Raw genomic sequence first — 22,613 nt, 5'->3', positions numbered from 1 at the left:
CACTTGTTGAATCCTTCTCTGAATGGGTCGCTTTGTGAGGTTTTAACCAAACTCGCTTTCTAACATTGTAAAAGGGTGACTTTCATGTCATATGTCGTGTCTTTTGAGCAGCTCCGCATGTCGGACGTTGACTCTGTCGGAGGAAAGAACGCCTCTTTAGGCGAAATGATTAGCCAGCTTTCAGATGCTGGTGTACGTGTACCAGGTGGTTTTGCTACGACCGCGCAGGCTTTTCGGGATTTCTTATCCGGTACGGGCCTGGACGAACGTATTGCAAAACGTCTTTCCACCCTCAATCCAGACGACGTCCGTGAACTGGCTCTTGCTGGCGCGGAGATCCGTCAATGGATCGTCGAGGCCCCCCTTCCTGACCAACTGAATTCTGATATCAAACAAGCTTTTGCCAAACTTGATGTGGATGGCAAAGGATCGTTCGCCGTTCGTTCGTCGGCTACTGCCGAAGACCTCCCAGATGCCTCTTTCGCAGGCCAGCAAGAAACTTTTTTAAATGTTGTCGGTATCGACGATGTGATCGACAAGATTCGTCATGTATTTGCTTCTCTGTACAACGACAGAGCGATTTCTTATCGCGTCCACAAGGGCTTTGCGCACGCAGATGTCGCTCTGTCTGCGGGTATTCAGCGCATGGTTCGCTCAGACAAGGGTAGTGCTGGCGTCATGTTCACGCTTGATACCGAGTCGGGCTTTGAAGACGTTGTGTTCATTACCTCATCGTACGGACTGGGCGAAACAGTTGTTCAAGGTGCAGTCAATCCTGATGAGTTCTACGTATTCAAGCCTACGCTTGCCACCGGACATTACGCAATCGTGAATCGTCGTATCGGTTCTAAATTGATCAAAATGGAATTTGATCCGCAAAGAACTGAAGGTCGAGCGGTTCGAACTGTTGATGTACCCGTTTCCGAGCGTAATCGTTTCTCTCTCACGGATGACGAGGTGACTGAGCTCGCTCGCTATGCAGTAATTATCGAAAAGCATTATCAGCGACCCATGGACATTGAATGGGGTCGTGATGGTGTGGACGGAAAAATCTACATCCTTCAGGCAAGACCGGAAACCGTCAAATCCCAACAATCCAATGGCGATGTCCAGCAACGTTACCGTCTTAAAGCAACGGGGCAGGTCATTGTGACAGGACGTGCGATCGGTCAGAAAATCGGTTCAGGACCTGTGCGAGTTGTCAGCGATCTATCTGAAATGGACAAAGTCCAGCCAGGCGATGTGTTGGTCACTGACATGACAGATCCGAATTGGGAGCCCGTCATGAAAAGAGCCTCCGCAATTGTCACCAATCGCGGCGGACGAACATGTCACGCCGCGATTATTGCCCGTGAGCTTGGTATTCCTGCCGTAGTAGGGTGCGCCGATGCGACCGACAAACTCAAAGAAGGTCAGCAGGTCACCGTCTCCTGCGCCGAGGGTGATGAAGGGCGAATCTATGATGGACTCATCGAGACAGAAATCGAGGAAGTCACTCGGGGAGCCATGCCCGATGTCGGGCTGAAAGTCATGATGAACGTTGGCAACCCCCAACTTGCGTTCGATTTTTCACAAATTCCCAATCATGGAGTCGGTCTTGCACGTTTAGAGTTCATTATCAACAACAATATTGGTATCCATCCAAAGGCAGTTCTGGACTATCCCAATGTAGACGCTGAACTCAAAATTGCAGTTGAATCCGCCGCAAGAGGACATGCGAGCCCTCGTGCGTTCTTTGTTGAGAAGCTCGCAGATGGAATTGCGACAATCGGTGCCGCGTTTTATCCAAAACCTGTCATTGTCAGACTCTCGGACTTCAAGTCCAACGAGTACCGTAAATTAGTCGGTGGTTCTCGTTACGAGCCTGAGGAAGAAAATCCAATGTTGGGCTTCAGGGGTGCATCGCGTTACATTTCTGCAGATTTTGCAGAGTGTTTCAAAATGGAATGCGAAGCCCTTAAACGTGTGCGAAACGATATGGGCCTGACAAACGTCGAAATAATGGTTCCATTCGTACGAACCGTTAAGCAAGCCGAGCGGGTGATACAGCTGTTAGCCTCTCACGGACTGGTTCGTGGTGAAAACGGCCTGCGGATCATCATGATGTGCGAGGTCCCATCAAACGCCATTTTGGCTGAACAGTTCCTCGAGTATTTTGACGGTTTCTCGATTGGTTCAAACGATATGACCCAATTAACTTTAGGCTTGGACCGTGACTCAGGGATGGAGCTTCTTGCAACTGATTTTGACGAACGAGACGATGCCGTCAAATTCATGCTTAGACGTGCCATTCAGGCGTGTTTGAAAGCTGGCAAATATGTTGGTATTTGTGGCCAAGGCCCGAGTGACTACGCAGATTTTGCAATCTGGCTCAAAAATGAAGGGATACTATCGATGTCGCTCAATCCTGACACCGTTGTAGAAACCTGGAAAAAGCTGGCTGTCTGAGAACTGTTTGTAAAAATAAGCTAGTTCATCTGAAGCAATAGCCCGTTCTGTTTAGAACGGGCTTTTTTTAATCACGCGTACGAGTGTCGTGCTTCATCAGGCGTTCTTTTTCCCGTGCCCAGTCTTTTTCTTGCGCAGCATCGCGCTTGTCATGTAGTTTTTTGCCTTTACCCAGACCGAAATCCAACTTGATACGTCCGTTTTTGAAATGAAGGTTGATGGGAACCAACGCATAGCCGCGTTGTTCAACTTTACCAATCAACTTGCTGATTTCCTCTGCTTTGAGCAGTAGCTTCCGTGTCCGCATTGCATCCGGATGAATATGTGTAGAAGCTGAATGCAAGGGGCTCACATGCATACCAAGAAGCCATAGCGCGCCGTCAAGCACGACAACATAACTTTCTTTCAGTTGCGCACGCCCCGCACGAATGGCTTTCACCTCCCAGCCTTGCAGCACGAGACCAGCCTCAAATCGCTCCTCGATGGTGTAATCGTGGAATGCCTTCCGGTTTTCAATAATACTCATATGTTTCCTGCGTCATTGACGCATATGCAACAAAAACAAACCGTTTCAGAGCGACAAACTCGCCTAAACTGTCCAAAACACTCAATCATAACGAATAATAGTTAAAATTCTGGTTACTAATTATTTCCATAAACAGACACAACTGGCCTGAGCATATATAGGGCTATAGATACAAGTCGATACCGGGCTACCATGGTTTTTTCCTCGCTTGTTTTTTTGTACCTGTTTCTGCCCATCTGCCTCATTATCTACTATTTGATTGGTTCGAGGATTCGCAGCGCGGCTGAATCCGCGTCATCAGGGATTAAAGGTCATGCTACTCAGGCTCAAAACCTGATTCTGATTGCTGCAAGCTTCTTTTTCTATGGTTGGGGCGAACCCATTTGGGTCGGAATGCTGGTCGCCAGCTCATTTGTTGGATGGCTAGTTGGCCTCTGGGTAGAGCGATCACAAACGATGACGGGCAAAAAAATAGCGGTTTTTTTTGCTGTTCTCTCCAATCTTGGCTTACTCGCCATATTCAAATACAGCGACTTTATCGTTGAAAACATCAACTATGCGTTCGTGACAGGTTTAAACAATCCAGGTTTCGCATTACCGATCGGGATTTCTTTTTATACCTTTCAGATCCTTTCCTATGTTGTTGATGTTTATCGCGGGGAGGTGAGGGCACAACGTCGCTTTCTGGATTTTTTGTTGTATGTCAGTCTTTTTCATCAGCTTGTCGCGGGTCCGATCGTTCGCTATGTGCATATCGCTCATGAGATTAATCACAGGATTCATACTTGGAGGGACTTTAGCCTAGGTTTACACCGCGTTTGCGTTGGATTATTCAAAAAGGTTTTTATCGCGAACGTTGCTGGAGAATGGGCTCAGCGAACATTAGGCGGAGATTTGTCGACGTTATCTATGGCGGATGCCTGGCTGGGTTTGATGATGTTTACGATCCAGATTTACTTTGATTTTTCTGCTTACTCTGACATGGCGATCGGATTGGGAATGATGTTTGGTTTTCACTACCGGGAAAACTTCAATTACCCCTATATCGCTAAAACCGTCACTGATTTTTGGCGTCGCTGGCATATTTCACTGGGTACTTTTTTCAGAGATTATGTCTATATTCCACTTGGCGGGAATAAAACCTGGGCCTATCGCAATTTGTTCATTGTGTGGGCTTTGACGGGCTTTTGGCATGGTGCAAGCTGGAATTTCATGCTTTGGGGACTTTATTTTGGTGTATGGATTGCTCTCGAGCGACTTTTCATTGAACGTCTGCTTAGCGTTTTACCTAACGTGATGAGTCATTTTTATCTCATGATGATTGTCACCCTTGGCTGGGCACTTTTTTACTTCACTGATTTTTCTCGGTTAACCACGTTTTTGGAAATTCTTTTCGGACTGACTCAAACAACGCGAATGGGCTCCACTACATTAGATGATTTGTCGTCACACGCTCTTTGGCTGTGTATTGCAATCCTTTGGTGTATGCCTGTGAGCGAATGGTTGCAATCAAAATTTCAACAGCTGCGTTTTGATCATTGGCGTCCCGTCACCCAAGCTATTGTGTTGCTGACAACAGATTTATCCTTACTCATATTATCCACTGCACTTTTAGTCGGTCAGAGCTACAACCCTTTTTTATATTTCCGTTTTTAGCCATGGCTGAGCCCAGTAAATCCTCCAACCTGTCGACACAGACACATTACATATTTCACGCCTCGTTTGTGATCGTGTTAATGACGATTGTTGGTGTGATTTTTATGCTGACCTTGCGGTCGAATAAAAATATTTCTGAGCTTGAAAATCGGCGGCTTGCTTCTTGGCCTGTTTTTTCAATTGAGTCGCTTCTGGATGGTCAATACACCAGAAGTATCGAGACCTATTTGGCAGATCATTTCCCTGCACGACATTATTTCAACGAGGCCGCTTTTGCAATCCGAGCACACCGAGGTCTGCACTTCGGTGATCGAGTTATACAAGTCAAGGGTGCCGAAACCGGATTCGAGGATGTCACACAATGGGCGAATGCACCCGAAATCGATCCGACTCCAAACCTTGAACTTGATACTGAAACTGAAGCTGCGGCAAAAGCCGAAGTGAACACTGAGCCTGAAAAAACAATCGAAAATGAAGTCAAAGATGAAAAAAAACTGACTCACATTCAAGAATCAAGTCCTGACATTGTTTCAAACAACACAAACGAAAATAATGACATAAATTCTGATCAGGCTTTAAATACAGCGAAGCTTGATGACACACAGCCACTTGAAAAAAGCGTATCAGAGACATCCGTAGCTCACCAGAATGTCACGACGAATGTGGAGAAAATCGAAACTATTCAATCAGCAAACATCGTTACGACAAACGACCCAGTTAAGCCGGTGGCCGAGATTCAAGCACGCTCAGAGCCAGCTCCAGCCACTGCACCTTCAATACCGGCTCCAGCATTGCCACCAACACCTGCACCCTCTGCACCCTCTGCACCACCTGTACCGCCTGCCAAGGCTGCAGCGCCCTTACCATCCGCATCATCCGCGGCATCCGCGGCAAACCAAACCCAACACAATAAGCCGTTGAATGTTGTGGGAGGTGTTCTTTTGCATGATGGCCAGGCATTATTCATGTTTCAGGGGACTGACCGAGGCGCTCAAGGCTATGCCAATGCAGTGAATACTTGGGTCGAACTGATCGCCAACAAACGACCTGGGATGACCGCGACAGTGGTGGTGACGCCCACGAGTAGTCATTTTTATTTACCCCCCGCTGCGCGCGCACGCACAACATCCGAATCCAAAAATTTGGCTGCAATGAAAGCCGCGCTACTTCCTGAAGTGCGATTTGCAGACGTCATTTCTGAAATGGAAGGCCATCAAGATGAAGGTTTATTTTATAAATCTGACCATCACTGGACCGGACTTGGTGCTTATTATGCATATCGTGCATGGGCAAAAGCTGTTGGCGTGACACCGCTGGATTTATCTGCATTTGATAAACGTTCGGTCCCGGGCGTAGCTGGATCCTTTTGGAGTCTGACCCAGGCACCGGAGTTGCGAAATGCGGATAAGGAGTCTTATTACTATGTTCCGACTACAGTGACATTTGATGGGACGCAATATACTGGGCCACAGCAGAAAACACCAGTTCCACAACCTTTCTTTGCGGAAAAGAGCAGGGGTTATATCGTTTTTCTAGGCGGAGATATACCTTTGCTAGTATCCAATACGAATGCTGGTACCGGACGTACTGCCTTAGTGATTAAAAACTCATACGGTAATGCTTTTGCGCCTTATTTATTACCTCACTTTGATCGTGTAGTCGTGCTTGATTACAGATATGTTTCTCGCAATATTCAGGATATCGTGGATACCTTTGGAGTAACGGATCTTGTTTTTGTCAACGCCACCATTACCGCGAACTCGGGCGCTCATCAGGAAAGAATGCGTCAGGTTGCCCGAGGCAGTTCTACGGCTTGGCTCACCGAGGCTGAAAAACGCCGCATCAAACAGCAAGAAGACGCTGCAAACAAAGTACAAGCTTCCACGTCTGCCAGTGGGGCTGCACAATAAGCTTTGATTCATCAGGAGAATACTATGCCCAAGACTCTGTCTACTTCTATAACACCACCATTGTTCAAGGCTGGACGTAGTGTTTTCGTTTGTCTGCTCACTTGCCTGAGCTTTACCATGGCATCATGCGCTCAGTCAGAACGTTCACCATCGAGCAATATCTCTGGTCAAACGTCCAGCGAGGATGTTCAAACTCAATCTCCAAAATTACCTACTGGTCCACGTCCGACGAGCGGCCTGTTATTGGTGCCAGGTGACCGTATTGTGTGGCTCGGTGATAGCATCACCGCAGCGCACACCTATGGACGTTACGTAGAAACATTTTTTCTTCTCAGAAGACCGGATCTGAATTTAACGTTTATTAATGCTGGCATCGGTGGTCATTCGGCATTGAATGGTCTGAATCGACTCGATCAAGATGTCTTATCTCAGCGCCCATCTGTCGTGGTTGTGAATTTCGGAATGAATGACGCAGCCTATCCCGCGGGTAGCCCTCATGCCGCTTTCATACAGAATATCGATGCGATTATCCAGCGTCTTAGACAGGGCGGTGTCCAACGCATTATTTGGGTGGAGCCTACGCCCGCACATACTGCAGGGGTACCCGCACAGTCAAAGCTTGTGGATAGGCAAAGACAACTCGAGCGCTTAGTCTCTGAAATGAGAAACCATCCAGTGCGCTCGGATGTCATTAAAGTCCAATGGCATGATCAAATGAAGCTTGCGTTGAATTCAGCCGCTTCCAGGCCAGATTTCAAATTGATCCCAGATCGTATCCACCCCAGTGCTGCTGGCCATGCAATCATGGCTGTCGAGTTTTTAAGACAAATTGGTGCAGATCTCGAACCTGCTGTGATAGAGAGCACTCTTCGCAACTCAAGCCTTGAAACAGAGTTTAGACTCGCAGGTGCAGACACTAAAAAAGTACAAAAAATTCGATCGACAATGGATCGTTCAGGAGGCGCGAGTGTTGATATCTCAACTGCCTTGCCACCTGTCCCCATGCTGTACAGTGCAGACCAAACCAAATTATTAGGGAATCAGTCACTGGAGGCACTCAGAGGACTGACCTGGCGGATTAAAGGTCTGGAGCAGAATGCCCGCTACGCTATACAGATTGACGGGTTTAATATTGGTCGCTACACAGGAGCAGAATTAGCGAAAGGAGTCGACATCATGCCCAGCGATGTCAACAGGAAGACTCTCTCTGTCGCTGCAAAAAGAGAACTCGAGGCTTGTACTTTAAAAGATCAGTATGTGTTTTTGAATGACTTCGAGTGTCTTTTTGATATGCTCTATCAAAAGGATCAGTTACGAATGCTGATGCGGCCCGATCGCGTGAGAGACTTGCCGGATTTTGGCACAATCAGATTGTCCACTTATACGAACTTTACCAATAACTGGATTGATTCCTCGAGTCGCGCCATCACCGAACGTGCATTACAAATCAGAAAAACACCACATACGCTTTCTGTTATTCCTGCGCGCTGACAGGGTCATTTTTGAGACTCGGCTTGGGGATCATGATCATTGTGCCAGGCTGCAAAATGATCCCCATCCTGAGGTTGTTCATTTGACGCGTTCGGTTGATATCGACCTGCCATTGTTTGGCTAAAGCCTCGAGTGTTTGTGGACTTTTTACAATGACAGATCGCCACTGAGAAAGTGCTTGGTCGTATTGTTGATAATTTTCTTCGAAACGTTTGACTTTATTGACTGGCAAAAGAATTTTTTGATTTTTTTCAGCAGGAATGACTGTTTTATTAAACGCTGGATTGAGATCAACGAATTCGTCATTCGATATTTCCGCAAGCTTAAGCACAACATTGATATCAATGGCCCTTGGCACCGAGATCAACGAAAAATAGGGTGTATTGGGTATATCTGGCAAGGTCACTTTGTAGGTTGAGGGATTTTCTATGATTTTGCGCAGCGCTAAAAGCTTGGGCACAAAAATCATGGTTTCGATTGGCATTTTCAAATTCAGATAATTGGTCGGAATTTTTCTTCGCTGATTGTTCTCAATGGCTTTGGACATGTTTCCAGGTCCCCAGTTGTAAGCAGCCAATGCGATGTGCCAGTCACCGAATTTGGTATGAAGCTCTTGCATCAGATCCAAGGCGGCCTCTGTTGAGCGGACGATGTCTCTACGCTCATCTTCGAACGGAGTATGCAGTAAATTGAGGTGCCTTGCCGCGACAGGCATCAAACCCCATAAACCAGCAGGATTGACACCTTTGCCACGGCGCACATTAAAACTACTCTCTAAAAAAGGCAGCAGAGCGATCTCTGTCGGCATATTGCGCTTTTTAACTTCTTCAAGCACAAAGTAAAGATAGGGTTTAGCAAGCGTCAAGGTTTCTTGAAAATGGTTTCCGCTGGCAGAATATTGTTGAATCTGCTGAGCCACCATAGGGGACTCCAAGGGTGCCAAAGCGAAGCCTTGGCGCATTGAGGTCCAAATACTGACGTATTGTTTTGGTATTTGAGTCTGTTGTGATTCAAAGTCGTCAGCAGCCGATTGCCCAAGATAGGCGCAACCAGTCAACACGATCAGAAAGCAAAACAAGCCAGATATGAAAGCTTTGTTGGTGTTCAACAAGCGAGAGGCAGCGATCGTACAAGCGCGAAGTGCGCGGTTGAGCATGTAAAAACTCATGTGGTTCAGCCCTTATTCAAGCTGAAAGACGCTCCCTAAGACTAACGTCTAACGGTAAAATCCTGACATTCTAGCTAATAGTGATCAATAATGCATTCCGTAGAGCGATCCGTCCTGGTGCCGCATAGCGCCAGCCAAATGTTTGATCTGGTGGCGGATGTTGAAAAATATCCTGAATTTATGCCTTGGTGTGGTGGGGCTTCCGTGTCTGCGCGAGATGAGAAGGGCATGCAGGCATCGATTACGATTTCCCTGGCAGGCATCAAGCAAACCTTTACTACACGTAACACGCATGAATATCCAACATGTATCGAACTCGAGCTTGTGGATGGACCGTTTTCTGTGCTCAAAGGTAAGTGGCAGTTCCTTGCACTTTCAGAAGATGCCTGTAAGGTACTGTTTACATTGAATTATGCATTTTCAAATCGTGCATTAGAAACGCTTGTCGGACCGATTTTCAATCGAATTGCTACCAGTTTCATCGACTCTTTTACTCAACGCGCTCAGGTGTGTTTCGGCGAATGAGTCCTTTAGATTCCTCTTCTTTTGAACCTGATGGCGTACGCCTATCGATTGTGTACTTTCCGGAAGGGGGAATTTGGCGTCGACAGCTGTCACTGCCTGCCGGTTCCTCGATCCAAGACGCGCTAGAGATTTCCGGATTTTTTACAGACTTTCCGTCGAAATCATTTGAAAATATTTACGTTGGAATCTTTGGTCAGCACCTGACACTTCAGCACCGACTCGCGGACAATGACCGGATTGAAATTTATTCTCCATTGCGTGTTGATCCTAAAATTGCCAGACGCCGGCGCGCCGCGCACAGAGAAAAAGTCAGAAATATTAAAAAGAAAATGCCCGTGAATGATCTGACACAATCATGAAAGTGCATCGTTGAATGAGCCCCGTAGCTTTAAACCAAGGAAGTCGCAATGGATATTGAGCTCAGCGAAGATCAAGAAGCCTATGTCAATGTTGCAAAAAATTTTGCCCGTGACGTTCTCGCGCCTGGAGCAGCGCAATGGGATGAGCAAGAAATATTTCCACGTCAAGCCTTCACACAGGCCGGTTCGCTTGGTTTTTGCAGTCTTTACGCATCAACGGAAATCGGGGGGCTGGGTCTTTCAAGACTCGACGCGAGTCTTGTCTTTGAAGAAATGGCCAGAATTGATCCTTCCACCACTGCCTTCTTAACTATTCACAACATGGCGACCTGGATGGTGGGTGATTGGGGCTCAGAAAATTTGTGTCGGACATGGGGTCCTGCGCTATCAACTGGAGAAAAGCTCGCTTCGTATTGTTTGACAGAGCCCGGTTCGGGTTCAGATGCTGCTTCTCTCAGAACAACAGCGACACTGAGTCAAGGACGATATATTCTTAACGGCTCCAAAGCCTTTATTTCAGGTGCTGGCGAAACTGATTTACTCATCGTCATGGCGCGCACAGGCGCAGAAGGCGCGCGTGGAATCTCAGCTTTCGCAGTTCCTGCAGATTCAACTGGGATCACTTACGGTCGCAAAGAACGCAAAATGGGGTGGAATAGCCAAAGCACACGTGCTATCACTTTTGATCAAGTCGAAATTCCTTGTGACTATCTTCTGGGAGATGAGGGCGAAGGATTCAAAATCGCCATGCGTGGTCTTGACGGTGGCCGTATCAATATTGGCACCTGTTCAGTGGGAGCAGCTCAAGGCGCAATTGATACCGCGCGTGACTACATTCAAAATCGGCATCAGTTCAAGCAACCGTTGAGTAGTTTTCAAGCTCTGCAATTCAAATTCGCTGATATGGTGACTCACACAGTCGCAGCCCGTCAAATGGTTCGTCTGGCTGCATGCAAACTAGATGCAGGATCGACTGATGCCACGACGTACTGCGCCATGGCAAAAAGATTTGCGACCGACATTGGCTTTGCCGTTTGCCTGGATGCGCAGCAGTTATTAGGTGGCTATGGATATCTCAAGGACTATCCGCTGGAAAGACTGGTCCGCGACACACGCGTGCATCAAATCCTCGAAGGCACCAACGAAATTATGCGCGTCATCATCGCGCGTCAACTATTGGAAAAAGGTGGAGACTTGAAATGAATGCTGTCGCACAGGACTTAGTCCTTTTTGAAGAGCTCGATTGCGCTGGAGGCCAGTTGATCGGTGTCGCGCAACTCAACGCCCCCAAAACTCTCAATGGACTGTCTTTGGACATGACCCGATTACTGAGCCATCAGCTTCAGGAGTGGTCGCAAAATCCCAAGGTCGTGGTCATTGTATTGCGAGGCGCTGGCGACAAAGCCTTTTGCGCCGGTGGTGACTTGCATGCGCTTCATCACAGCATGATGCAAAATCAATCAGGCGATCCCGTTCAAAACAAGTACGCAGGCACCTTTTTCGCAGAAGAATACGCTCTTGACTACTTGATCCATACCTACCCAAAACCTATTTTGGTTTGGGGCGACGGTATTGTGATGGGGGGTGGTATGGGACTCATGATGGGAGCCAGTCATCGCGTCGTGACTGAGACAACCCGTATGGCCATGCCTGAAATTTCGATTGGATTGTTTCCCGATGTGGGGGGGACGTGGCTCTTGAACAGACTCCCCGGAAACGCCGGTTTGTTTCTCGGACTCACAGGCGCTCAGCTTGGCGGGAATGATGCACTATTCGCCGGAATGGCCGATTATCACCTGAGACGCGATATGTACACCAATCTTCTGGAATCGCTGACCCAGCAGCCTTGGGATGAAACTCTCTCGGGCGTAGGTCTCAGAAATATTCATGATCAGTTACATGTTTTACTTGCTGAACTTTCCAGCGAGCCAGACACCACCATTCAGCCCTTGCAGAATCATCTTCCACTGATTCGACGGTTATGTAGCGGAGAGGATCTGAACAGGATTGTGAGCAACATCCTGAGTCTCGCAGATCATCCGGATCCTTGGCTCCAGCGCGCGGCTAAAACATTGGCACAAGGCTCACCAGGATCCGCCAGAGTGACTTTTGAATTGTTGAAACACAACAAACTTCTCTCTTTAGCGCAGGTTTATCGCGTGGAGTGGGTAGCTGGACTCATGGCTGCGGCACATGGCGATTTTGCCGAAGGCATTCGCGCTTTACTTATCGACAAAGATAAACAACCCAAATGGAATCCCTCGACCATCGCAGAAGCGGATGAAAAATGGGTACAGAAATTCTTTACACTTCCTTTTGCTGAAGATCAACATCCTTTGTATCGCCTGGGAGATACTGTATGAGCAAGATTGCGTTTATCGGACTCGGCAACATGGGTGCCCCCATGGCTGCCAATCTTTTGAAAGCGGGTCACACTCTGAAAGTATTTGATTTACTTGCTCAGTCTGTTGAAAAACTGACTGCGTTGGGTGCGCATGGCGCGTCATCTGCTATCGAAGCCGTGGATCAGGCTGAGTTTGTGATCACGATGCTTCCCGCCAGTAAACACGTTGAATCGCTCTATCTTGGCGAAGACGGTTTGCTGAATCATTGCCCCAAAAACGCTTTAGTGATCGACTGCAGCACGATCGCGGCGGAGAGTGCCCGACGGGTCGCGAAAGCTGCGGCACAATCAGGCCTTTGCATGATCGACGCGCCGGTTTCGGGAGGGACAGGTGGAGCGATCGCTGGCACCTTAACTTTTATCGTCGGTGGTGATGCCCAGGATCTTGCTCGAGCCAAACCTATTTTAGAAAAAATGGGGAAAAATATTTTCCACGCGGGCACTGCGGGTGCCGGACAAGTCGCAAAGATCGCCAATAACATGCTCCTTGGCATCGCAATGGCAGGCACTGCCGAAGCACTAGCACTAGGCGTGGCGAATGGTTTGGACCCCAAAATCCTGTCTGAAATTATTTCAAAGAGTTCAGGATGCAATTGGTCTGTAGAAAAATACAACCCATGGCCCGGGGTCATGGAAAATGTACCTGCATCGAAAGGCTATGCGGGGGGATTTGGCGTAGACCTCATGCTGAAGGATTTAGGGCTCGCATCCGAGGCTGCCATGAGCTCAGGCTCGGTCATTGCGCTTGGAGAACTCGCGCGAAATCTTTTTGCTATGCATAGCGCGCACGGCCATGGCCATCTGGACTTTTCAAGCATTGTGAATCTCATCAAAAAAGATTGATGAATGGTTGGTTGCTTGCAAACTACCTCGTAGCGTATGGCAGCGAGGCAATTTCGATCGCCGGACCATTGGCCGATGCGACTCTGAGCTGCTGACGATCGAAAGCATCAAAAGTCGTTTCGAACAATAGCCACTGCGTTGGTCCATCAGTAGAAGACAAATTCGCCACGTTGATCAGCCGACCACAAGGCTGATCATCCTGCGCGGCATCAAATATATCCATCCCGGGGATTAGCTCGAGCGCATCATTTTTTGTCACGCATCCAAGCGCCATCCGCTTTTTGACGGTACCGCGGTAATGACTTCTCGCCACAATCTCTTGACCGGGATAACAGCCCTTAGTGAAACTTACACCACCAATCAGCTCAAGATTGAGGGTTTGCGGGATAAATAAATCCTGTGTCCTTGACTCAATCCAAGGTAGTCCAAGCTGAATATCCTGACAAGCCCAACTCTCAGGGGAACCAATCGCCATTTCTAACTTCAATTGTTTTAAGTGATCAACATGATCTTGGTCCGCAATCCACCACCAACGATTGACTGTCGTGTTGTGTTGAGCATTCCCGGCAGAGCTTGGCGCTGCAATCCAGATTCCCGTTGGGCCGTGAAGCGTCTCCCAGGTGGACTCGGGCAGTGGATGACCCAACTGCGAAACAAGCGCGGCTCGGTCAGAGGAGGGGGCAGTCACGCCTGCCACATAAGCTTGCGCAGCTTGCAAAGTAAGCTTTGAGCGCAGGATAAACATGGATAAACGCTTGAGGACAGGTGCGAGAATGTCCGCTCTCATCATGCCGCGTACAGTCGGGACATGATCAATATCTGGCATTTGTCCGAGGACCATGGTCGCGAGCAGACGTCCCTGGGCAGTGCAATAACCAGCAAGACGCGATTGTCCAACTCCGGGAGACACAATATCGTTGGTCAGCTGTCCTTGCAAAAAAGTCAAAGCGTCTTGTCCTTTTGCCTCAAACACAGCCAGAGAATCCAGAGGATATACAGTTGCCAAGGTTTGAGCCGCTGAATCTTCAGATGGGATCAGAGAGAAAAAGGGATGCATGATGCCTCAGAATACGTCGTCTGTAAGAAATCTTTAATAAATTTCAAGATATCTTTGATTGAGAAAAAATGAACGCGTTGAAATCGATCAGGACGAGAACGAAACCGGCCTCCTACATATTAAACTGTCAGACTTATGAATGCCGTGAATAAACTATTCCTGTATGTGGTCTTGCCCATCTTGCTCGTCATCGCCGCAGCGATTGGTGCGGCTTATATTTGGGTAAACAAACCACTGACATTACCCGCGCCAAAGGTCGATGTCCTGGTTCCCAAAGGTGCCACCCCCGCATCAATCGCCTCCCAAATCAATCAAGCTGGAGTGTCGCTGAACTCCGCCGCTTTTGTTTTAATGGCGCGTCTGACTGAACTAGACACCAAGCTCAAGGCGGGTGGTTACCAGTTGGTCCAGGGAGACAGCCCACTCAAGATATTGCGCCGTATGGCTCAGGGTGATGTCACCTCCAGACAGATCACAATCGTCGAAGGCTGGAATCTGCGACAGATCCGTGCCGCACTTGCTCAGCATCCTGATATCAAACAAAGTATTCAGGGTGTGACAGATGCAGACCTCACCACCCAAATTGGACTAGACGCTCCCTATGCGGAAGGATTATTTTTTCCGGATACATATATATTTCCGATCGGTACGACAGATCTTGAAATACTGCAGCGTGCCGCGCGAGCCCAACAACAAATTCTGGAGCGTGCCTGGTCAGCTCGGCAGGAAAACCTACCACTAAGATCCCCTTATCAGGCGCTTATTTTGGCATCTATTGTTGAAAAAGAAACCGGAAAAGCCTCGGATCGCGCTCGCATTGCTGGTGTGTTCGTCAACAGACTCAGGCTGAATATGCCGCTTCAAACTGACCCGACCGTGATCTATGGAATGGGAGAAAACTATGATGGAAAAATCCGCAAAAAGGATCTTCAGACTGACCACGCGTGGAACACCTACACAAGAGGGGGACTGCCCGTCAGTCCCATCGCAAGCGTTGGACAAGCATCTTTGCACGCCGCCTTGAATCCGGAAAAGCACGAATTTTTATATTTCGTCTCCAAAGGGGATGGCAGCAGCGCATTTGCAAAAACGCTCCCCGAACATAATAAGAACGTTTCTCAGTACATCTTAGGCCGTAAACCATGACGCGTATTTCACGAGGCGTTTTTTTGACTTTCGAAGGCGTTGATGGCGCAGGCAAGAGTACGCATGTCCAATGGGCGGTTGAGCAACTAAAAGCTCGGGGGTTAAACGTTGTGTCGACTCGGGAGCCTGGTGGCACTCCTATAGGTGAAAAATTGCGTGAGCTTCTTTTAAAAGAAGCAATGGGGCTCGAGTGCGAGACGCTTTTGATGTTCGCCGCCCGTGCCCAGCATATTCAGAAAGTCATTCGACCGGCGCTCGAGGCAGGCCACTGGGTCGTTTGCGATCGATTCACGGATGCCACGTTTGCCTATCAAGGTGGCGGCAGGCAACTCGGCGTCGCCCGGATTGCCGAGCTTGAAAAGTGGGTGCACCCCGACTTGCAGCCCGATTGCACCTGGTTATTTGACGTACCGCTTGAGGTGGCCCGTGAGCGCTTGGACCGCACACGCGATAAGGATCGCTTTGAACAAGAAGCGAATGCCTTTTTTCTGCGTACCCGAGAGGTCTATTTATCTCGTGCCGCGCAATATCCTGAACGTTTTACCGTGATCGACAGCACAGCCCCCATTGAGGAAGTCAGACTTCAGCTCACCCAAACTCTCAACACCATGATTGCCCGGAGCCAACAAACCTGATGCAACCCCATTTTTTGCCTTGGCACACAGAGGTTGCGCGCGCATGGCTCAGTGCTCAAGAGCGTTTCGCGCACGCATGGCTCATCCACGGACTCGCTGGCATTGGCAAAAGAGAGTTTGCGTTTGCTGCGGCCGCCTCACTGCTTTGTGAAGCGCCCGTTCAAGGATTGGCCTGCGGACAATGTCTGGCATGTGGATGGATTTCCAGAGGAAACCATCCAGACCTGAAACGCATTCGGCCTGAAGCCGTGGCGCTTGAAGAGGGCGTGGAATCCGGGGGTGAGGATGAAGCGATTGGTACCGAAGATGTGGCAGTCAGTGAACCCGGAGGGTCAAGCAGCAAACGAGCACCGTCCAAGGACATACGCGTCGAACAGATCCGAGCACTTGAGCCATGGTTTCACAATGCGACCCACCGTGGTGGTTGGCGCGTCGCACTGATCTATCCTGCTGAAGCGCTCACCACGATTTCCGGTAATACGTTGCTGAAAGTCTTGGAAGAACCACCTGCCTCGACCATTTTTCTATTGGTCGCGGATGCACCTGACCGGCTACTGCCGACCTTGCTTTCTCGTTGTCGCCGCCTTCCCTTGGCTTCGCCAAGCACAGCCATTGCCCGGCAGTGGCTTGAAAGCAAAGGAGTGAAAAACGCCGCTGAATGGCTGGCGGCATCCGGTGGTGCTCCATTGCTCGCCAAGCAACTTGCCGATACCGAGATGAGTCCATGTCCTGAATGGATATTGGAGCTTTTGGTCTTGTTCGTAAAAGGGCAAGCACCAGACTTGGGCAATATGGCGGATAAGCTTTCAAAAAACAATCCATCCTCTTGGCTTGATGCGCTGCAACGTCTGGCGATCGATCTGAATTTGTGCGCGCACGGTTTAACGTGCCGCTATTTTCCAAAGCAACAACCTCAACTGGACTTGATCGGAAAACGTAGTGGAACAGTTCAAATGACACAGCTCTCAAGCTGGCTGAATGAACAAAAGCGCGTGGCTGGTCATCCACTCAACGCAAAGCTCTTTGCGCAATCTGTGCTTCAGCGCGTGTCGCTGGCCTGCCTGTCAAAACCCTCCGGAACCAAATAATGTTTGTCGACTCTCACTGCCACGTCAACTTTCCAGAACTTGCGGCACAAATGCCTGACATTCTGCAGAAAATGAACACTAACAGCGTGGGTAAAGCGCTTTGCGTCAGTGTCAACCTTCCTGACTGGCCTGATCTGATCAACCTAGTCGAGCAACACGAGGCGCTTTATGCATCGGTTGGCGTGCATCCAGACTATGAAGATACGATTGAACCCACTGTGGAAGACCTCGTCGAACGTAGCCATCATCCAAAAGTGATTGCAATTGGTGAGACAGGCCTGGATTACTACAGACTGTCAGGTGACCTGAGCTGGCAACGGCAGCGCTTCAGAAGGCACATTCAGGCTGCGAAACAAACAAAACTCCCGCTCATTATCCACACCCGTGCCTCTTCTGAAGACACATTGAACATCATGAGAGAAGAGGGGGCACAAGAAGCGCGTGGCGTGATGCATTGTTTTACGGAAAGCTGGGAAGTTGCGCAGGCATCCATGGATATGGGGTTTTACATTTCGTTTTCGGGCATCGTCACTTTCAAAAAAGCCACTGAGCTTCAAGAGGTCGCACGCCGCATGCCTCTGGACAGGATTCTGATTGAAACCGACTCTCCATATTTAGCTCCCGTCCCACACCGAGGCAAACTCAACGATCCCTCAAAGGTCATTCATGTTGCCGAAATGCTGGCGTCTCTTCGAAATGTTAAAGTCAGTGAAATTGAAGAAGCATCGACTTTAAATTTCTTTAATTTATTCAATAAGATAAAACATTAAATTAATGTTTTTTATTTAATTAGATTTATTTAATAAATAATTTAAATTTAATACATAATACATTGATTTTAATGACTAAATATTTTTAATATATCCGGATTTTATATGTCAACCATTCGCTTACTCAATTTTGCGCAAAAAATATTCGCCGCGTTCCTGATATTCAACGCCTCAGGCTTACTTTTTACGCAAACTGCTCAAGCCGCAGACCCTAAGGACTTTTGGTTTTACATCATTAACGATCGGGATTCGCAACTCAAAGAACTGCTGCGCAGTGGCATGGATCCAAACAGAAAAAGCCCGAATCAGCAGACACCCCTGACAATGGCCGCAAGAGAAAACTCCTGGAGAGCCTTTGATGTCTTGCTTGCCAGCCCAAAGATAGATGTCAATCTACCGAACGCATACAACGAGACACCCTTGATGTACACAGCACTGCTTGGGGATTTACCTCGTAGTCAAGCGTTGCTTGCCAAAGGCGCCAAGGTCAACCAACCCGGATGGTCTGCGCTTCACTACGCCGCAGTCAAGGGACAGTCCAAAATAGTGAGTCTGCTTCTGTCAAAAGGCGCCTTGCTCAACGAACCTTCTCCGGATGGGGATACGCCGCTGATACTGGCTGTGCGCGCAGGAGATGTTGACACGGTTCAGGCTCTCGTTCGAGCTGGTGCCGATCCAATGCTTTCAAACTTTAAAGCACAAAATGCGATCGAGACCGCACGCGCAGAGGGCAGACGATCCCTGGCAGAAGCCCTGGAAAAAGTCGTGGCATCCCGAAAAACTCAGCCCTGAATTTTTAGTTTTTTAAGCAAACCGCTGTTGATGATTCCCTTGAGCTCCGAGAATGGCACCACAATGGTGGGCATGCCCAGAGCATAGGGACCCAGTACGTAGTGGTCAAACGTCACTGCAATACCGTCTTGCATCAGAGCGGCATTGTCTGAAAATTGGAATGGCCACATTTTTACGTATTCGGATTTGTCAGACTGGGCAAATTCGTTCGTTTCCAACCATTTCGCGTGCTGCTTTTTGAGTGCAGCCTCAAAAGCCCGCATGCGTCCTGGCAATATCAGATCATTCAGCGTCAATATTCTGTCGAAACTGGGCGTCCAGTTGATGTATTGCATCGTGGACATCCCATGCGCACCGCCCGTGAATGCGTAGCTCTGCAAAGCGATCACGACGATCGAGGGAGTCGCTCTTTTGACCTCCGCCCCAAGAACAATTTCATAGCGATCTTCGGCAGTCGTCCAAAAAGCATTTGCCAGATCGGCAAGACTCCGGAATGTTTTGGTTTTATCTTGACCAGGATCGACGAGTGCCAAGCCGAGCAAAGAACGCTCAAGAAAGGCATTGAATCGCTCGTATCCTTGGAAACTCAGCCTTTTTAACGTGATCGAGGGGCACAACTCACCTTGGCAGCCTGGCTTGGTGCGCACGACATTTACGCTACGGTACTGCAGTCCAGTGGAAGACGCTTCACTCGCAGAAGAAGACTGCGTCGATGCACTGGCAGATGCGGCTTCGGGAACGAGCGTGATATCCCCGGGGCGCTCCTGAGGCGCTGCGCACCCACTCAACACGGTCGCGATTGCCAACAATAGAGCGCCTGCGGCAGCAAGAGTCACGATAAGGCCTCCTTGATTTCGTCACGCAGGGCCTCTGGTGTGCTAGTTGGTGCAAACCGTTTTAACACCTCACCATTGCGACCGACCAGAAATTTTGTGAAATTCCATTTGATCGCTTCGGTTCCAAGCAGGCCTGGGCGACTATTTTTAAGCCATTGATAAAGAGGGGCGGCTTGCTCACCATTCACATCAATTTTGGCAAACATTGGAAAAGTCACGCCGTAATTCAGATCACAAAATCCTTTGATCTCATCCTCAGCACCTGGCTCCTGGTGACCAAACTGGTTGCATGGAAAACCCATTACGACCAGATCTTGTTCAGAAAACTCTTCATGAAGTTTCTGCAACCCTTTGTATTGATTCGTAAATCCACATCTTGAAGCCACATTCACAATTAGCAGGACTTTCCCTGAATAAAGTGAAAAAGGCACCGTTTCGCCAGAAATTGTTTTCAAACTCAGGGAGGGGAGTGACATATGTTTTCCTTAGCGAAGAGAAGAAAAAGCCTCGATCGCACGTACTCGACTTGTTCGTAAATCGACAATCTGATTTGGATAATTCAGCGCTTGGCGAGAGACAGGCGAGGGATCGTGGATTTCTCGATTAGACAAAGTCGAAAGCTCTGGTAACCAGTGCCGGATGAATGCACCGTCCGGATCAAACTTTTCCGATTGACTGATCGGATTGAAAACACGGAAGTAGGGGGCGGAATCCGCACCTGTCGATGCGCTCCATTGCCAGCCTCCGTTGTTAGCGGCCAGTTCGCCATCGATCAAATGTTGCATGAAAAAGCGCTCACCCAAACGCCAGTCGATTAAAAGATTTTTTGTCAGATACATGGCGACGACCATTCGCAATCGATTGTGCATCCAGCCTGTCTGAACAAGCTGTCGCATCGCGGCGTCGACAATAGGTACGCCAGTTCTTGCCTGACACCAGGCTTCGAAATCAGCGGGTGCTTCACGCCATTGCACAGCGTTGGTCTCTGGACGCATAGGTTGATGCATCGAAAGGGATGGATACCCGTGTAACAAATGCTGATAAAACTCACGCCACAACAATTCATTCATCCAAGTGAGAATGCCTTGCTGACCTGTATCCACCTCGCCATGATTGAATTGAAGGGCCTGATGCCAGCACTGAGAAGCCGAAACCAGACCTGCTGCAAGATAGGGAGATAGGGCACTGGTACCTGGAATCGAGGGGAAATCACGATCTCGCTTGTAATTTGAAATTCGTTCTTGTGTGAATATTTCCAGGCGTTGGAGTGCGGCCTCTTCACTGGCCGGCCAGCCTGATTGAATTGCCTGGGTGGAGGCTTTCCAGCCAGGCAAGCTGACAGGAACAGGATCGCTTTTAAATCCTGATCGCTTCGTCTGCGCGTGAGGAGCAGGAAGAGGTTGATGAGGGGCCGTTCTTAATTTTTCCCGGCACGCTTTGGCAAAAGGAGTAAATACCCGGTAGTAACTATCTGCACCTGTCTTGACGCTACCTGGAACCAGGAGGGTGCCTCCATGGTGGCCTTTCATCTCAATCCCGTGCTCGGCTAACAGCTTAAAAGAAGACCGGTCACGCCGGCGTTCATTCACGCCGAACTCTCTGTTGCAATGGACCTCTGTAATGTCGTGTTCTTTGCAAAAGTTCAGCAAAGCCTGAGGGACCTGACTCCAGAGTGGAACATTCAATATTTTGAGCGGTACATTCAGCTTGGCCAAAGAGACGGAAAGTGATTGCAACGCCCTCAACCAAAAATCAACTTTGTGCACAGAGTCGGAATGTTCGGCCCATTGCTCAGATGAGATGATGAACAGCGCGATGGCATCGCCGTCAGCCATCGCTGCGGTCAATGCAGGCTGATCAGCTAAACGTAAGTCTGTACGAAACCAGCATAGTTTTGTCATTTTAAAGTTACCTTGCGTACCATTTTTTGACTGCAGCAAGAGTCGTGCTGACATGCTGATCGGGATTCATACTGCTGTGGACAAAATAGATTTTTGAATCGGGTGTCACGACATAGGATATGCGGCTCGCCATTGCTGAGGTGAAAAACATCGTGGCATCATAGGCTCGCATGATCGAGCGGTCAGCATCCGAGGCGACGGCGAATTTGCCACCACAAGGCCCATTGGAAAAACGCTCAAGCGTTTCAATGTCATCACCAGAAACGCCCACGACGGTCGCGCCATACTGCGCAAATTCATCCGCTGCCTGGGCGAACAAATTGGCCTCGATCGAACATCCACTCGTAAACGCCTTCGGGTAAAAATAAACGACGACGGGCCCTTTTTTGAGGGATTCAGAAAGAGAAAATTGATAAGGTTTACCTGCCAGAGCGGCCTCGGCCTGAAAGGAGGGGGCTTCTTGACCTATTTTGAGCTGAGCCTGGACGTTACCCAACAGCACACACAGCAGTAGTCCACCAGTCCAGCGAGATAACTTCATCAACATGCGCGATGCTCCTTGGGAACTCATTCAAAAAAGCGTAAAGTAGAGATTAGAAATCAGAGTAACAATATATCTCTCGCAGTGGGGAATCACATGGCTAAACCATTCGAAAAATCCTTAATTGTCGTGTTTTCCGGTGTGATCGTCTCATTTGGGGTGGGTCTGGGAGGCAACGCATTCGCCCAACGATCCATTCCCTTGCCGCCTCCACCGCCCATCATCTGGCCAGATGAACGTCCAGCCGACCCAGAGCGCTGGACGCAAGAGGACATCACTCCCGAGCAAAAATACGAGACCGCACGAAAGGAGTCTCTGGCCGCGCAGCAAGAAGCCCAAAATTATTGCAAGACGCTTCCCTCGGTCGATCAACCTCTCTGTCAGGCGCAGTCGCGCCTGGAGTTTGAGAAGGAGATGGCCGACATTAAAGCGAGATTTGGTGTGTCCCGATAAAGGCGTACAAAAAAGAACGCGCTATAAAAGAACGCGCTGTTTTTGTGAGCACTATTGCTGTGAG

At 48.8% G+C, this 22,613-nt stretch carries 22 protein-coding genes; 15 read left to right on the top strand and 7 right to left on the bottom strand.

What is annotated here, in order from left to right:
• The first annotated feature begins 84 nt into the window (after positions 1 to 84).
• A complete protein-coding gene (ppsA, locus tag QWY30_RS07350) occupies positions 85 to 2,448 on the top strand; it encodes a phosphoenolpyruvate synthase (protein ID WP_290239686.1) in 2,364 nt (787 codons plus the stop codon).
• Between the two features lie 67 nt (positions 2,449 to 2,515).
• On the opposite strand, the gene smpB is transcribed toward ppsA, so the two are convergent.
• Complete coding sequence (gene smpB, locus QWY30_RS07345; protein WP_290239684.1) at positions 2,516 to 2,974, bottom strand: SsrA-binding protein SmpB; 459 nt, start codon at positions 2,972 to 2,974, stop codon at positions 2,516 to 2,518.
• Positions 2,975 to 3,166: 192 nt separating this feature from the next.
• Between smpB and QWY30_RS07340 the strand changes: the two genes are divergently transcribed.
• From QWY30_RS07340 to QWY30_RS07330, 3 genes are all read left to right on the top strand, one after another.
• On the top strand, positions 3,167 to 4,630 hold the full coding sequence (locus tag QWY30_RS07340; protein WP_290239682.1) for an MBOAT family O-acyltransferase: 1,464 nt from the start codon (positions 3,167 to 3,169) through the stop codon (positions 4,628 to 4,630).
• A 2-nt stretch (positions 4,631 to 4,632) separates the two neighbouring features.
• Positions 4,633 to 6,540, top strand: coding sequence for a DHHW family protein (locus QWY30_RS07335; RefSeq protein WP_290239681.1), 1,908 nt, complete (start codon positions 4,633 to 4,635; stop codon positions 6,538 to 6,540).
• A gap of 117 nt (positions 6,541 to 6,657) precedes the next feature.
• Complete coding sequence (locus QWY30_RS07330) at positions 6,658 to 8,031, top strand: SGNH/GDSL hydrolase family protein (protein WP_290239678.1); 1,374 nt, start codon at positions 6,658 to 6,660, stop codon at positions 8,029 to 8,031.
• Here the strand turns inward: QWY30_RS07330 and QWY30_RS07325 are convergent.
• Positions 8,015 to 9,199 (bottom strand): transglycosylase SLT domain-containing protein, encoded by a 1,185-nt coding sequence (locus QWY30_RS07325; protein WP_290239677.1) that lies wholly within the window; start codon positions 9,197 to 9,199, stop codon positions 8,015 to 8,017. The two genes, QWY30_RS07330 and QWY30_RS07325, sit on opposite strands and share 17 nt — an antisense overlap.
• Before the next feature lie 90 nt (positions 9,200 to 9,289).
• Between QWY30_RS07325 and QWY30_RS07320 the strand changes: the two genes are divergently transcribed.
• The 5 genes from QWY30_RS07320 to mmsB are packed head-to-tail and all read left to right on the top strand — an operon-like array spanning position 9,290 to position 13,330.
• Positions 9,290 to 9,724 carry a type II toxin-antitoxin system RatA family toxin gene (locus QWY30_RS07320; RefSeq protein WP_290239674.1) on the top strand — a complete coding sequence of 145 codons (435 nt, stop codon included), beginning with the start codon at positions 9,290 to 9,292 and terminating at the stop codon, positions 9,722 to 9,724.
• Entirely contained in the window at positions 9,721 to 10,083 is a 363-nt protein-coding gene (locus QWY30_RS07315) for an RnfH family protein (protein WP_290239672.1), read from the top strand. The genes QWY30_RS07320 and QWY30_RS07315 overlap by 4 nt, the downstream gene beginning before the upstream one ends.
• A gap of 48 nt (positions 10,084 to 10,131) precedes the next feature.
• Positions 10,132 to 11,286, top strand: a complete 1,155-nt coding sequence (locus tag QWY30_RS07310; protein WP_290239670.1) for an acyl-CoA dehydrogenase family protein — start codon at positions 10,132 to 10,134, stop codon at positions 11,284 to 11,286.
• Positions 11,283 to 12,446 carry an enoyl-CoA hydratase/isomerase family protein gene (locus QWY30_RS07305; RefSeq protein WP_290239667.1) on the top strand — a complete coding sequence of 388 codons (1,164 nt, stop codon included), beginning with the start codon at positions 11,283 to 11,285 and terminating at the stop codon, positions 12,444 to 12,446. The genes QWY30_RS07310 and QWY30_RS07305 overlap by 4 nt, the downstream gene beginning before the upstream one ends.
• Positions 12,443 to 13,330, top strand: coding sequence for a 3-hydroxyisobutyrate dehydrogenase (gene mmsB / locus QWY30_RS07300; RefSeq protein WP_290239664.1), 888 nt, complete (start codon positions 12,443 to 12,445; stop codon positions 13,328 to 13,330). The genes QWY30_RS07305 and mmsB overlap by 4 nt, the downstream gene beginning before the upstream one ends.
• 22 nt (positions 13,331 to 13,352) lie before the next feature.
• Here the strand turns inward: mmsB and ygfZ are convergent, their stop codons facing one another.
• Positions 13,353 to 14,387, bottom strand: a complete 1,035-nt coding sequence (gene ygfZ, locus QWY30_RS07295; protein WP_290239661.1) for a CAF17-like 4Fe-4S cluster assembly/insertion protein YgfZ — start codon at positions 14,385 to 14,387, stop codon at positions 13,353 to 13,355.
• Positions 14,388 to 14,522: 135 nt separating this feature from the next.
• Here ygfZ and mltG point away from each other — a divergent pair, with 135 nt between their 5' ends.
• The 5 genes from mltG to QWY30_RS07270 all read left to right on the top strand — a co-directional run bounded on the left by mltG (position 14,523) and on the right by QWY30_RS07270 (position 18,818).
• Positions 14,523 to 15,533, top strand: a complete 1,011-nt coding sequence (mltG, locus tag QWY30_RS07290; RefSeq protein WP_435433373.1) for an endolytic transglycosylase MltG — start codon at positions 14,523 to 14,525, stop codon at positions 15,531 to 15,533.
• The gene (gene tmk / locus QWY30_RS07285) at positions 15,530 to 16,168 is read left to right on the top strand and encodes a dTMP kinase (RefSeq protein ID WP_290239656.1); all 639 of its coding nucleotides are present in this window, start codon (positions 15,530 to 15,532) and stop codon (positions 16,166 to 16,168) included. Before mltG ends, tmk begins: the two co-directional genes overlap by 4 nt.
• On the top strand, positions 16,168 to 17,256 hold the full coding sequence (gene holB / locus QWY30_RS07280) for a DNA polymerase III subunit delta' (protein ID WP_290239654.1): 1,089 nt from the start codon (positions 16,168 to 16,170) through the stop codon (positions 17,254 to 17,256). The genes tmk and holB overlap by 1 nt, the downstream gene beginning before the upstream one ends.
• Positions 17,256 to 18,026 carry a TatD family hydrolase gene (locus tag QWY30_RS07275; protein WP_290239652.1) on the top strand — a complete coding sequence of 257 codons (771 nt, stop codon included), beginning with the start codon at positions 17,256 to 17,258 and terminating at the stop codon, positions 18,024 to 18,026. The genes holB and QWY30_RS07275 overlap by 1 nt, the downstream gene beginning before the upstream one ends.
• A gap of 105 nt (positions 18,027 to 18,131) precedes the next feature.
• Positions 18,132 to 18,818 carry an ankyrin repeat domain-containing protein gene (locus QWY30_RS07270; protein ID WP_290239650.1) on the top strand — a complete coding sequence of 229 codons (687 nt, stop codon included), beginning with the start codon at positions 18,132 to 18,134 and terminating at the stop codon, positions 18,816 to 18,818.
• Here the strand turns inward: QWY30_RS07270 and QWY30_RS07265 are convergent.
• Genes QWY30_RS07265 through QWY30_RS07250 form a run of 4 tightly spaced genes read right to left on the bottom strand, consistent with a single transcriptional unit; the run spans position 18,809 to position 22,102 of the window.
• Entirely contained in the window at positions 18,809 to 19,654 is an 846-nt protein-coding gene (locus QWY30_RS07265; RefSeq protein WP_290239648.1) for a DUF3298 and DUF4163 domain-containing protein, read from the bottom strand. The genes QWY30_RS07270 and QWY30_RS07265 overlap by 10 nt on opposite strands.
• Entirely contained in the window at positions 19,651 to 20,130 is a 480-nt protein-coding gene (locus tag QWY30_RS07260) for a glutathione peroxidase (RefSeq protein ID WP_290239646.1), read from the bottom strand. Before QWY30_RS07260 ends, QWY30_RS07265 begins: the two co-directional genes overlap by 4 nt.
• A 9-nt stretch (positions 20,131 to 20,139) precedes the next feature.
• A complete protein-coding gene (phrB, locus tag QWY30_RS07255) occupies positions 20,140 to 21,555 on the bottom strand; it encodes a deoxyribodipyrimidine photo-lyase (protein ID WP_290239643.1) in 1,416 nt (471 codons plus the stop codon).
• Positions 21,556 to 21,562: 7 nt separating this feature from the next.
• A complete protein-coding gene (locus QWY30_RS07250; RefSeq protein WP_290239641.1) occupies positions 21,563 to 22,102 on the bottom strand; it encodes a peroxiredoxin in 540 nt (179 codons plus the stop codon).
• 90 nt (positions 22,103 to 22,192) lie between these two features.
• On the opposite strand from QWY30_RS07250, the gene QWY30_RS07245 reads away from it, so the two are divergent.
• Positions 22,193 to 22,549, top strand: a complete 357-nt coding sequence (locus QWY30_RS07245; protein ID WP_290239639.1) for a hypothetical protein — start codon at positions 22,193 to 22,195, stop codon at positions 22,547 to 22,549.
• Positions 22,550 to 22,613: the final 64 nt, after the last annotated feature.

This window comes from Zwartia panacis, from assembly GCF_030410395.1.
Classification (GTDB): Bacteria; Pseudomonadota; Gammaproteobacteria; order Burkholderiales; family Burkholderiaceae_B; genus Zwartia; species Zwartia panacis.
Note: the sequence above shows the minus strand (reverse complement) of the source record. Positions and strands in the feature narration are given on the sequence as shown.